The 12,448-nt window shown below is 63.5% G+C and carries 12 protein-coding genes; 5 read left to right on the top strand and 7 right to left on the bottom strand.

Annotated elements, in window-relative coordinates:
* Positions 1-15: 15 nt before the first annotated feature.
* Together OYT13_RS09215 and pbpG are read left to right on the top strand one after the other, a co-directional pair.
* The gene (locus OYT13_RS09215) at positions 16-837 is read left to right on the top strand and encodes a nitroreductase (RefSeq protein WP_017232317.1); all 822 of its coding nucleotides are present in this window, start codon (positions 16-18) and stop codon (positions 835-837) included.
* Between the two features lie 188 nt (positions 838-1,025).
* A complete protein-coding gene (gene pbpG, locus OYT13_RS09220; protein ID WP_017232318.1) occupies positions 1,026-2,279 on the top strand; it encodes a D-alanyl-D-alanine endopeptidase in 1,254 nt (417 codons plus the stop codon).
* A 92-nt stretch (positions 2,280-2,371) separates the two neighbouring features.
* Here pbpG and OYT13_RS09225 read toward each other — a convergent pair whose 3' ends face one another.
* A complete protein-coding gene (locus OYT13_RS09225; protein WP_017232319.1) occupies positions 2,372-3,199 on the bottom strand; it encodes an IclR family transcriptional regulator in 828 nt (275 codons plus the stop codon).
* 555 nt (positions 3,200-3,754) lie between these two features.
* On the opposite strand from OYT13_RS09225, the gene OYT13_RS09230 reads away from it, so the two are divergent.
* The 3 genes from OYT13_RS09230 to OYT13_RS09240 all read left to right on the top strand — a co-directional run bounded on the left by OYT13_RS09230 (position 3,755) and on the right by OYT13_RS09240 (position 7,118).
* Complete coding sequence (locus OYT13_RS09230; RefSeq protein WP_261938735.1) at positions 3,755-4,804, top strand: hypothetical protein; 1,050 nt, start codon at positions 3,755-3,757, stop codon at positions 4,802-4,804.
* 90 nt (positions 4,805-4,894) lie between these two features.
* Positions 4,895-5,620 carry a (Fe-S)-binding protein gene (locus OYT13_RS09235; protein ID WP_017232321.1) on the top strand — a complete coding sequence of 242 codons (726 nt, stop codon included), beginning with the start codon at positions 4,895-4,897 and terminating at the stop codon, positions 5,618-5,620.
* An 88-nt stretch (positions 5,621-5,708) separates the two neighbouring features.
* Entirely contained in the window at positions 5,709-7,118 is a 1,410-nt protein-coding gene (locus OYT13_RS09240) for a lactate utilization protein B (protein ID WP_017232322.1), read from the top strand.
* A 123-nt stretch (positions 7,119-7,241) separates the two neighbouring features.
* Here OYT13_RS09240 and OYT13_RS09245 read toward each other — a convergent pair whose 3' ends face one another.
* The 6 genes from OYT13_RS09245 to OYT13_RS09270 form a co-directional block, all read right to left on the bottom strand.
* Positions 7,242-7,901, bottom strand: a complete 660-nt coding sequence (locus OYT13_RS09245) for an amino acid ABC transporter permease (RefSeq protein ID WP_017232323.1) — start codon at positions 7,899-7,901, stop codon at positions 7,242-7,244.
* Positions 7,902-8,012: 111 nt separating this feature from the next.
* The gene (locus tag OYT13_RS09250) at positions 8,013-8,810 is read right to left on the bottom strand and encodes a transporter substrate-binding domain-containing protein (RefSeq protein WP_026131669.1); all 798 of its coding nucleotides are present in this window, start codon (positions 8,808-8,810) and stop codon (positions 8,013-8,015) included.
* A gap of 50 nt (positions 8,811-8,860) precedes the next feature.
* The gene (locus OYT13_RS09255) at positions 8,861-9,889 is read right to left on the bottom strand and encodes a quinone-dependent dihydroorotate dehydrogenase (protein WP_026131670.1); all 1,029 of its coding nucleotides are present in this window, start codon (positions 9,887-9,889) and stop codon (positions 8,861-8,863) included.
* Between the two features lie 186 nt (positions 9,890-10,075).
* Positions 10,076-10,852, bottom strand: coding sequence for an arginyltransferase (locus OYT13_RS09260; RefSeq protein WP_017232326.1), 777 nt, complete (start codon positions 10,850-10,852; stop codon positions 10,076-10,078).
* Positions 10,849-11,613, bottom strand: coding sequence for a leucyl/phenylalanyl-tRNA--protein transferase (gene aat, locus OYT13_RS09265; protein ID WP_017232327.1), 765 nt, complete (start codon positions 11,611-11,613; stop codon positions 10,849-10,851). Before aat ends, OYT13_RS09260 begins: the two co-directional genes overlap by 4 nt.
* A gap of 59 nt (positions 11,614-11,672) precedes the next feature.
* Positions 11,673-12,290 carry an NUDIX hydrolase gene (locus OYT13_RS09270; protein ID WP_083902200.1) on the bottom strand — a complete coding sequence of 206 codons (618 nt, stop codon included), beginning with the start codon at positions 12,288-12,290 and terminating at the stop codon, positions 11,673-11,675.
* Between the last annotated feature and the right edge of the window lie 158 nt (positions 12,291-12,448).

A 12,448-nucleotide genomic window follows, 5' to 3' on the forward strand; every position in this document is an offset into this window, starting at 1 on the left:
CCGTGAGCCTGACTTATGAAACACCTACACCAACACCCGCACCAGGACGCCACACAGTCCTCGGCGCAGAACGCCGCCGAGGCAGCCGACTTGCATGCGCAGCCGGGCACGGGGGAGGGGGCGCGTCGCCCGACGATCGGCAATGACGCCGAGCAGCGTGTGGCCTATGTCGACGAGGCCATTCGCAGCCGGCGATCGATTCGGGCGTACTTGCCCACGCCGGTGCCGCAGGCAACGGTGGCGGACATTCTTGGCGTGGCCTCGCGTGCGCCGTCGGGCAGCAACATTCAGCCTTGGCAAACGTATGTATTGACCGGCCAGGCGCTGACATCGTTGACGTCGCGCCTTCTGGAGGCGTTCAACGACCCGGCGCAGCGCCTGATGCATCAGGAGGAATACGCCTACTACCCGCGCGAGTGGACGGAACCTTACCAGGCACGGCGGCGCAAGGTCGGTTGGGATTTGTATGGACTGCTGGGTATTGGCCGCGCCGACAAAGACCGCATGCAGGGGCAGCACGCGCGCAACTTCTGTTTCTTCGATGCGCCGGTCGGACTGATCTTCACGATCGATCGACACCTGGAGCAGGGAAGTTGGCTGGACTACGGCATGTTCCTGCAGAGCGTGATGGTCGCGGCGCGGGCGCGAGGCCTCGACACTTGCCCGCAGGCCGCGTTCGCCACGTTTCACCAGGTAATTGCGGCGGAACTGCGCCTGCCCGAGACCCGAATGGTGGTGTGCGGCATGGCATTGGGGTATGCGGATCCGGATGCCATCGAAAACCAGCTTGTCACCGACCGTGCGCCGCTGGCTGAGTGGGCGCATTTCCTTAGCTGAATCATCTCTGGATGTTTGCGTTATTTGGCAATTTGTTGCGAATGTGCAGTTTGGCGGATTGCGCCGCACAAAACTGCCAGATGCCGGTTTAAGTATTTCAGCTAAGTCATTCATATTGCTTATTTTTTGGGAAGTTACTAAACTTCTTCCAAACTCGTTGCCTGTCAACCTTACGCTACCCCCAATCTATGTACGCGATCACCACCCTTGCGCGTCTGTGCCGCTCCCGCCTCTGGGGTGCTGCCGTCGTGGCGATCTCGCTCGCCGCCGGTGCCCCAGCCGTCGTTCAAGCTGCCGGTAAGACGAGCGTATGCTCGTCCAAGGCAGCCAAGACGGCCGCCCAGAAGCGCGCGTGTGCCAATTCCAAGGCGACGAAATCTGTCGCCACCTCCCATTCCGGTGCCAAACGTGCCGTTGCCAAGACCGCCTCGCGCGAGAAGGCGGGCGCCAAGGCGCGCAAACTGGCTACCGTCGAAGAAGACGCGGCCACCAAGCGTGTTGCCATCAAACACGTCGTCTACAAGCACGGCAAACGTCGTGTCGTGACGTCGTATCGCACGGTCAACTTTACGCCGCAGGCGCAGGATCGACTGTCCGCCGGGCGCGCATTCGGTCTGCATGAATCCCCTGACGCGCTGGCGCTGCGTTCCTCGGTGGCCTATGTTGTCGATGAGCGCACCGGCGAATCGCTGTTCGACAAGAACTCGCAAGCCGTGTTGCCCATCGCGTCGATCTCGAAGCTGATGACCGCGATGGTGTCGCTCGACGCGGGCGTGCCGATGACGGACATGATGGAAGTGACGGACGAAGATCGCGATTACGAGAAGGGTACGGGCTCGCGTCTGTCGGTGGGGTCGCGTCTGTCGCGTGAAGACATGCTGCACATTGCGCTGATGTCGTCGGAGAATCGCGCGGCCGCTGCGCTGTCGCGTTACTTCCCGGGCGGTCGTCCGGCGTTCCTCGCGGCGATGAACCGCAAGGCGAAGCAGCTCGGTATGAACGACACGCACTTCAACGATCCAACGGGCCTGTCGAGCCAGAATGTGTCGAGCGCACGTGATCTGGTGAAGATGGTCAAGGCCGCTTATCAGTACCCGATGATTCGCCGTTTCTCGACGGACAGCAATTACGACGTCAATACCGGCCGTCGCGAGTTGCACTATGTCAGCACGAATCACCTGATCGGACACCCGGGCTGGGAAATCGGTCTGCAGAAGACGGGCTACATCAACGAAGCGGGGCAATGCCTCGTGATGCAAGCCAACGTCGATGGCCGTCCGGTGATCATGATTCTGCTCGATTCGACCGGCAAGTACTCGCGCTTCGCCGACGCCACGCGCGTTCGCAAGTGGCTGCTCGAAGGGGGCGGCGCTACGCCGCAACGCACGGCGGGTACGGCACCGACGGCACAAGTCGCGACCAACAGCGAACACGCGCTGTAAGTCGCCCAAACCGTTGCCAAACAAAAGGCGCTCCCTCGGGAGCGCCTTTTGCATTCCGCGACCGGATTCGCGAAGCGCGATGTCGGTTCGGGCTATTCGGCTGTCGCCACATGCGACACGTTGCTGCCGACGGCGGGGGGCGGCGCGTGAAAGCCGAGCGACGCGGAAATCTGCAGCGCCGTCTCGTTCAGATTTGCGAGCCACGCGTCCTGCAAACGGTCGGCGGGTGCCGACAGCGAGAGTCCGGCCACGAGCTTTCCGCTGTCGTCGTAGATGCCCGCCGCAATGCAGCGAACCCCCAGTTCGAGTTCCTCGTTGTCGCGGGCATAGCCGGACTGGCGCACGTGGCTCAGCTCGCGCTCGAGTTTTTGCAGATCGGTGATGCTGTTGCGGGTGTGTCCCGACAGGCCGGTGCGCGTGGCATACGCGCGCACGCGCGCGGCTTCGTCCGCCGCGAGGAAGAGCTTGCCGACCGATGTCAGGTGCAAGGGCGCATGACCACCGATGGCGCGCACCACCTGCATCCCCGAACGCTCGCTGTAGGCCCGCTCGATATAGACGATTTCATCGCCCTGGCGCACCGACAGGTTGACAGTCTGGCCGGTCATCCGGTGCAGGCCGCGCATGGGCGCGAGGGCGGCATCGCGCACCGACAACCGTGCCTTGACCAGATTGCCGAGTTCGAGCAGGCGCATGCCCAGACGGTACGTGCCCGGATCACAGCGGTCGACAAAGCGGCAGGCGACCATGTCGTTCAGGATACGGTGCGCCGTGGACGGATGCAGTTCCGTCGACTGCGCCAATTCCTTGAGGCTGACGGGGTCGGCATGGGCGGCAAGGGCATCGAGCAGACGCATCATGCGCTCGATGACCTGGATGGACGTGCGCGACTCCGTACTTTGACTACCTTCGTCTTTCATGGGGGAGGGCCGAGTTTCGTATAGGGGTGATTCTATATCATATTGTGAAAAATTCGCACCCTTCCTGTAGAGGACTTCTGCGAAAAGTGGGCGTGCCACAGGAGAGCGTCGTTGCCGCAGTCTCGGCTGACTGAAACCGAAAGTGGTCTCTCGTCCAGACGACTACCATGGCCTTGTCATTTCATTCAGTGTCCGGCTGGGTTGAAAGACGAGATCGGCACGCTCAAGGAGGTTCGGGGAATGTACAGGTATGGGTTTTCGCCGGCGGCAGGGAGTTGGTCGCCGCCAAGGTGCACGCGTAGTCGGGGGGCAGTCACTTACGAAAAGTCGATTGCCGACAAGCATGCGGACATCGTCGGTCAGTTTCGGCAGATCGCCAACGCGAAGGCGCAACTGGGATTGGACTGCGGCTCGCTTTCCCGATTGGAAAACACGTTCTACGCGACTTACAGGAAAGCGACATCAGGGTACTGGGGGGGCGGACTCTGGGACGGGGTTTATCGATATGCCGGTAACGCGAGCCGATCGGGTCCGTACTGCCGGGTTGGCGAGCAGTTGAACGATCACGACGTCGACAGTCTCACGCCGTCGGCCAGGCGGTTCTCGGCGATTCTGGGACATCTGACGGAAGCACTGCGCAAGGAGCAGGAAATCCTGACGAAATGTTTCGCAATGGCGCAGCGCTCGGTGGGGTTTGGCGGGGCGACCTTTGGCGAACCCGATATCCAAAAGACGGCAAGCCAGCGCCTGTCGGTCGAGCGTGCCGATGGCATCGCCGAGATCGAGCGATGCCTGACGGGCGTGCGCGAGTCGATCGCACTGGCCTCAAAGGAGGTGTGGCCGGAACGGAAGCACTATGGCAAGCGCGTTGGCATTACGACTTCCCTTTACGCCGCGGCGGCGGCCGTTGCGGTGGCAGGACTGTTTGTGTCGGGCGGCATTCTCGCCATTGTGGCGACGGTGATGACGCTGGTGATCCGCGGGGTCAGCCTGGGAAGCATTCGTGGGTTCGATCGTGAGCGAGGATGGAAGTCTGTCGAAAGTCTGTTGGCAAGCACCGGGCAATTCATTGAAACGGAGGGGACTATGATGAGAACGTACTTGGACGTGGCCGATCGGCGTGCCGCGCTCGAGCGTGAAGATATGGTGTGGAATCTGTTGAATGGCATCAAGAGTGGGCTTGGCCAAGTCAATCATCAGGTGGAGTCGCTGGATACTCGGGCTGGGACCCTTTCGAATCAAATGGAAACCGTGGCGAACCGACTGGATGATCAAATGTATGCGGTCTCCGATCAAGTGGACACCCTCACCAATCGGTTCGACGGTTTCACCGATCAAGTCGCCAGCCTCACCGATCAATTCGGCACCCTCACGAATCGAGTGGACTCCCTGGCGTCGGAAGTCGCGGCAGGGTTCGCGAACACTGACGCCAAATTTGAAAGCTTCAGGCGCGATTTGCAGCGGTTGTCGCGGGTGCAGGAGATGATGGCGGCGCGCCTGGCACTCATGCCCTATCCTCCGGCGGCGCCACCCGCCGAGCGGCGGGGACTGACGCGGACGAACTCGTTGAACGCGTTGAGCGACATCACGCCCCGAATGGCGTAATCGTCTGCGCGATATGCGGGAATCCACGCTGGGCCAGACCGGCCCAGCGACTTATAATGGCGCATTATTCCCGGAAAGAGGATTCCCCCAATGCGCGTCGGACTCTTTGTCACGTGTCTGATCGACCTGATGCGTCCGGAGATCGGCTTCTCGACGCTCAAGCTGCTGGAGACGGCGGGCTGCGAGGTCGTGATTCCCGATTCCCAGACCTGCTGTGGTCAGCCCGGCTATAACTCGGGCGAACGGGCCATTGCCCGCGATCTCGCTCAGAAGTTCCTCGAGGAGTTCGAATCGTTCGACTACGTCGTCGTGCCGTCGGGATCGTGCGGTGGCATGGTCAAGGCGCACTACGGCGACCTCTTCGCCGACGACCCCGAACTCATGGGCCGCTACGAGCGACTGCGCCCGCGCGTGTTCGAGCTGACCGATTTCCTCGTCAATGTGCTGCACATCGATACCGTGCCCGGCGATTACAACGGCGAAGTGACCTATCACGATTCATGCTCGGGGTTGCGTGAGCTGGGCGTCAAGACGCAGCCGCGCGCATTGCTCGCGAAAATGCCGGGCGTCAAGATGACGGAAATGAAGGACTGCCAGGCTTGTTGCGGTTTCGGAGGCACCTTCGCGCTCAAGTACGGCAACATCTCGACGGCCATCGTCGACGAGAAGTGCGCGAACATCGCCGCGAGCGGGGCGCCAGCGGTCGTGCTGGGCGACCTCGGATGCATGCTCAACATCGAAGGACGTCTGCGCCGCACCGGCGACACGAAGACGCGCGTGCTCCACATTGCCCAGGTGCTCGCGGGCGATGTGTGAGCTCGCCGCTGTCCTCCCGACCCTCCCGACCTTCACGCCCGTGTGTGCGATGACGCACACCGGCGGCCATCACCTCCAGTGAGTCGCGATGCAAGTTCAATCGATGCAATTCAAGGCGCGCGCCGGGCAAAAGCTCGCGGACCAGCGTCTGCAGGCCAACCTCCGGAAACTCTCGACCAAGTTCGTGACGGCGCGCGCCACGGCCATCGAGGAAATCGACTTCGAGGCCACGCGCGAGGCGCTCAAGGCACGTCGTAATCGCGGGCTCGAGACGCTCGATGTCTGGCTGGAGATTTTCGAGCGCGAGGCCACGCGACGTGGCGCCACGGTGTTGTTCGCCGAATCGACGCAGGACGCTGCCCGCCTGATTGCCGAAATCGCCCGCAAGCACGACGTCAAGAAGGTGATCAAGTCGAAATCGATGGTCACGGAGGAATTGCAGCTCAACAAGGTGCTCGCCGACATGGGTGTGCAATCGGTCGAGACCGATCTGGGCGAATACATCCTGCAGATCAACGACAACGAACCGCCGTCGCACATCATTGCGCCGGTCGTGCACAAGGACAAGGACGAGGTTGCCGACCTGTTCGCTCGCGTTCACCATAAGCCGCGTCTGACCGACATTCCGGCGATGACACGCGAAGCGCGCGAGATGCTGCGTCCGCAGTTTCTCTCGGCGGACATGGGCGTGACCGGCGGCAATTTTCTCGTCGCCGAAACCGGCTCCGTGGCCGTGGTGACGAACGAAGGCAACGAGGGCATGTGCACGATCATGCCGCGCGTGCATGTGGCCGTGACCGGTATCGAGAAGGTGTTGCCCACGCTCGAGGATCTGGCGACGGCCATGCGTCTGTTGCCGCGCTCCGCGACCGGGCAGGGCACGTCGAACTACTTCTCGCTGCTGACCGGTACGCGCGTCGAGGGTGAGCTCGATGGCCCCGACCATATGTACTTCGTGCTGGTCGACGGTGGCCGCTCGGGATTGATCGGCGGCGCGTTTCAGGACATGCTGCGTTGCATCCGTTGCGGCGCTTGCATGAATCATTGTCCCGTCTATCAGAAGATCGGCGGGCACGCCTACGGTTGGGTGTATCCGGGGCCGATGGGGTCGGTGCTCACGCCGAGCTATGTCGGCCTGGAGAAGACGCTCGATCTGCCGCAGGCCGCCACGCTGTGCGGGGAGTGCAATCGCGTCTGCCCCGTGGGCATTCCGATCTCCGATCTGCTTCGCAAGCTGCGCGAGCGCCAGGTCGATCGCGGCCTGCGGCCGTGGCAGGAGCGCACGGCGCTCGCCGCGTGGGCGTTTGCGGCGCGTCGCCCTCGTCTGTATGCGGCGCTTGCCGGCCTGGGTGCGCGTGTACTCCATTGGATGGGGCGCGAGCGTGGCAGCCTCTCGAAGCTGCCGCTCGCCGCAGGATGGAGCGACACGCGGGAAATGCCTGCCCCGAGTGGCAAGACGTTCCGCACGATGTATCGCGAGCGTCGCGCGCCGCGGTAAGCGGTTAAGCGTTCAGCGATGTGGAACGACCGGTGGCCTTGACGTACCGGCGTTCAAAGCAAAAGCCGGGCCCCGAATGTCTGCCATTGGCATCCGGGGCCCGGCTTTTTTGTTGGCGCCCCGTCAGGTTCTGGCGGGCAACGCCAGACGTTTCTCGATGCGTCGCTGCAGTGCCGACAACCCGGTCGACAGCACCCAGTAAATGGCGGCGCAGGCGAGATAGAGCGGCAGCGGCTGGTAGGTCGTTGCAATGACCTCCTGCGCGGAGCGCAGCAACTCGGTCACGGTAATGACCGAGACCAGCGATGTGTCCTTGATCAGGCTGATGAGGCTGTTGCCGAGGCTCGGCACAGCGATGCGCAGGGCTTGCGGGGCGATGACGTAACGCAGCGTCTGCCAATAGGACAGGCCGAGGCTGTAGGCCGCGAGCCATTGTCCGCGCGGCATGCCTTCGAGGGCGCCGCGCATGCTCTCCGACAGATAGGCGCCGACGTTCAGGCTGAGCGTGAGCACGCCGGCGGGCGTCGGATCGAGCGCGATGCCAACGCCCGGCAGGCCGTAGTAGATCACGAAGATCTGCACCAGCAGCGGCGTGCCGCGCATGATGCTGACATAGGTGCGGGCGATGCCGCGCAGCACGCGGACGTTGCCGATACCCATGATCGCCACGATCACGCCGATCGCCAGGCCGAACACCATCGACATCAAGGCGAACTTGATCGTGAGCACGGTGCCTTGCAGCAGCACTGGCATGGATTGGGCGGCGAGTTCGAATGGATTCATGAGGGGGGTGTCTGGGGGGAACGTGGGCCGGAACGACGACGGCCGGCACCCGCGTGGTTTGCGTGGTGCCGGCCGTGATGCGACCGAAGTGTGTCGCGCGCGGCTTGCGGGTTACTTCGCCGGCTTGGACGTGTCCTCGCCGAACCACTTCAGCGCGAGCTTGCCGAGCGAGCCGTCCTGCTTCATGGCCGTGAGGGCATCGTCGATGGCCTTCGCGAACTTGGGGTTGCCCTTGCGGAACGGAATGCCCACCGACTCGCTGGCGCCTTGCAACACGGCCCCCGCACGCAGCGGCAGGTTCGACGTCTTGATCAGATAGGCGAGCATCAGGCGATCGTTGAGCGCCGCGTCGATGCGCCCGGCGGCGAGATCGCGCAGGTACTCCGGCGCGCCCGGATAGGTGCGCACGTCGATGCCCGGCACCGCCTTCGCGAGCTTGTCGTAGTTGCTGCCGAGACTCACGCCGAGCTTGTGGCCCTTGAGGGCGTCGAGCGAATTGAACTCGCGTTTGTCGTCCTTGCGCTGAATGAGCTGCGCGGCCGAGAAGGTGTACGGCTGGCTGAAGTCGAGCGAGCGCTTGCGTTCGTCGGTGATGGCCACTTGATTGACGATGACGTCGAATTTACCGGCCACGAGACCGCCGATAATGCCGCTCCATTCCGTCGTCACGAACACCGGCTTTACGCCGAGACGTTCGGCAACGGCCTTGGCGACGTCGACATCGAAGCCTTCGAGCTGGCCATCGGCCGCGCGATAGTTGAACGGCGGATAAGTCCCTTCGATCCCGATTTTCAGTACGCCCGCCGATTTCACGGTGTCGAGCAGATCGGCGGCGCGCGCGGGCGCGGTGCCCAGCAGCGCAACGGCGGTCAGCGGTACGAGGCACAGCGACTTGAGCCAGTTTTTCATGATGTTGAGGTCTCCCTGTGTCAAATAAAGGGGGCGCGACGTGCGCCCGATCAGGCCGTACGCAGCGCTTGCACGCATTCTCGCACCAGCTCGGGGCCGCGGTAAATCAGCCCGCTGTAGATTTGTACCAGACTGGCCCCGGCATCGAGCTTGGCCTGCGCGTCGGCGCCTGACAGGATGCCGCCCACGCCGATGATCGGCAGGGCGCCGCCCAGCTCGGCGGCCAGTGCGCGGATCACGCGATTCGAGGCTTCGAACACGGGCCGCCCCGACAGGCCGCCGGTTTCGTTGGCGTAGGGCAGGCCCGCTACCGCCTCGCGCGAGAGCGTTGTATTGGTGGCGATCACGCCGTCGAAACCATGACGCGTGAGTGTGCCCGCGATGACCTTGATCTGCTCGTCGTCGAGATCCGGCGCAATCTTGAGGGCGATCGGCACGTATTTGCCGTGGCGGTCGGACAGCGCGCGTTGCTTGTCCTTGAGCTTGCCGAGCAGGGCGTCGAGTTCGTCGCCGCCTTGCAGCTGGCGCAGGTTTTTCGTATTGGGCGACGAGATGTTGACCGTCACATAGGTGGCGTACGGGTACACCTTCTCGAGGCAGATGAGGTAGTCGTCGACCGCGCGCTCGATCGGCGTGTCGGCGTTCTTGCCGATGTTCAGGCCCAGCGGCCCCTTGTAGCGCGCCGACTGCACGTTCTGAAGAAACTGCTCGACACCGCCGTTGTTGAAGCCCATGCGGTTGATGATCGCTTCGGCTTGCGGCAGGCGGAAGATGCGCGGCTTCGGATTACCCGGCTGCGGACGCGGCGTGACCGTGCCGACTTCCACGAAGCCGAAGCCCAGTGCGGCGAGGCCGTCGATGCAGCTCCCGTCCTTGTCGAGGCCTGCGGCGAGGCCCACGGGATTCGGGAAGCGGATGCCCATGACCGTGCGTGGATCTTCGGGCAGCGTCTGACCGATGAGACCGGCCAGGCCGAGCGAGGCAGCACTGCGCAGCGTGGCCAGCGTCAAATGGTGGGCTTGTTCGGCATCAAGACAGAACAGGGCGCGACGGGCCAGAGGGTAGAGGGGCGCAAGCACGATGTCGGGTTCGGCAGAATCGGAAAGTCGCCATTTTACCGGTATCCCGGTCGCCGAGCGCGTCAATTTTCTACGCTCTGCGTACTCCTGAATGGCGGCGCGGTGGCAAGGGAATGAGCGCGGTGCGCACGGGTGGCCGCCCCGCGAATCGCACGCCTGACAGCACCACGGAGCACAGTGCCGACGTTACTCGCCGGCGGCGTCGAGCATGGCTTCCGGCATGTCTTGCCATTGGCCGTCGAGCAGGCCTTGCAGGGGGCGGAAGTTCGCCTTGTAGACCATCTTGCGGCTTGCCTGAATCCAGTAGCCGAGATAGACGTGCGGCAGTCCAAGCGCGCGCGCCTGCTCGATCTGCCAAAGAATGTTGTACGTGCCGTACGACGCGCCTTCGATGTCCGGATCGAAGAACGTGTAGACCGACGACAGGCCGTCGCTCAGGATGTCGACCATGCTGATCATGCGCAACGTGCCTGCGCCCTGATGGCCGGGCGGCTCGCGAAATTCCACCAGTCGGGAGTTCACGCGGCTTTGCAGCAGAAACTGCTCGTACTGCTCGCGGCTGTCGTGGTCCATGCCGCCGCCTGCATGACGTTGCGACTGGTAGCGCATGTAGAGCTGGTAATGCTCTTCCGTGTAATGCAACCCGGAGACGTTGACCGCGAGGCCGGCGTGGCGGCGCCAGATGCGACGTTGTGTGCGGTTCGGCGCGAAGCGCGCGATCGGTACGCGCACGGGCACACACGCGCGGCAGCCGTCGCAATACGGGCGGTACGTGAACACGCCGCTGCGGCGAAACCCGGCGCGAACGAGTTCGCTGTAGACGTCCGAGTTGATCAGATGGCTGGGCGTGGCGACCTGCGAGCGTGCCGTGTGATTATCGAGGTAGCTGCAGGGGTAGGGCGCCGTTGCGTAGAACTGAAGGGCAGACAGCGGGGAGAGCGGCAGTTCGTTCGGATGGGTCACTGGGAAACCTCGTGAGCCTTGTCTGCTGCGTTACCGTAGGCCAGCGTGCTGAGCATTTGCTTATCCAGACGCCAGACCGGGGCGGGCGCCACGACCGCCTTCTGCACATGCGTCAGAAATGCCTGACGGGGAATTTCGCTGCCACCGAGCGACGCCAGATGAGCGGTACTTTGCTGGCAGTCTATCACCTCTATTGCGTGTGCGCGTGCAAACGCGACGAGCGCGGCGAGGGCGATTTTCGACGCATCGGTGCGGCGGGCGAACATCGATTCGCCATAGAACATGCGTCCGAGCGCCACGCCGTAAAGACCGCCGACGCGCTCACCCTCGTAGAAGGTTTCCACGCTGTGGGCGAGCCCGGCGTCATGCAGTGCGCGATAGGCGGCAATGATCGCAGGTGTGATCCATGTGCCGTCCTGCGCGCGCCGGGGGGCCTGTGCGCAGGCTTGCATGACGGTGGCAAAGTCGGCGTCGAGACGGATTTCCCAGGCGTCGTCGCGCAGCACGCGACGCAACAGTTTGCGGAAGTTGTGGCTGACGACGAAATTCTCGGGACGCAGCACCATGCGCGGGTCCGGGCTCCACCAGAGCACGGGTTGACCCTGCGAGTACCACGGGAAGATGCCTTGCCGGTAGGCGGCAAGCAGACGTTGCGGCGAGAGGTCGAGACCGGCCGCCAGCAAACCCGGCGCCTCGCTCGATGCGTCGAGCGCTTCGTTCACCGGGGGAAAGGAATCGTTTGCTTCGAGCCAGACGACCATGTCGATGTCAGCGTTCCGGCGTGTCGGGTGGCGTGGTGCGATGGGCCGCGCAGGCCGGCTCAGACACGCAGCATCGGCGTGAGGATATCCTCGGTGTGCGCCGTATTGACGGGCAGCGACGGCACCGGCACGCCGGGCGCCGCAGCGCCGTTGCGGGAGGCCTCGAGGTGCACGCCGAAGGCCCCTGCGCGACGGTCTTCGAAGAAGAAGCGCAGCGTCTTCGCCACCGTCGGGAAGGCGATGTCATCCCAGGGAATTTCGTGCTCCGAGAACAAGGCGACTTCGAGGCTCTCTTCTCCGGCGGCGAACTGCGGCTCGCGCATCTGCGCCAGATAGAAAATATGGACCTGATTCACATGCGGCACGTTGAGCAGCGAGAACAGGGCGCCGACCTCGACATTTGCGCCGGCTTCTTCCAGCGTTTCGCGTGCGGCGGCCTGTGCCGTTGTCTCTCCGATTTCCATGAAGCCGGCGGGCAGTGTCCAGTAGCCCAGGCGCGGCTCGATTGCGCGCTTGCACAGCAGCACCTGATCGCCCCACACGGGCACCGTGCCAAGCACGTTGCGCGGGTTCTCGTAGTGAATGGTGCCGCAATGGGTGCACACGTGTCGCTCGCGGTTATCACCGGGCGGAATGCGCGACTCGACCGAGTGGCCGCAGGCGGAACAGAATTGGATGGGAGGGCGTCGGTTCATGGTTGCTGCGAGTGTATCATCGGCAACGCACGCTGTGCGGTGGCGCACGTGGTGGGCCGGGATATCCCGGGTTGCCGCCGCGTGCGGCGAACCGGCGTTAGCGGCCGCGTGGTCACGAGGAAAATAATCGACGAGTTATG

This window comes from Pandoraea sp. XJJ-1 (assembly GCF_026802345.1).
GTDB classification, from domain to species: Bacteria; Pseudomonadota; Gammaproteobacteria; order Burkholderiales; family Burkholderiaceae; genus Pandoraea; species Pandoraea cepalis.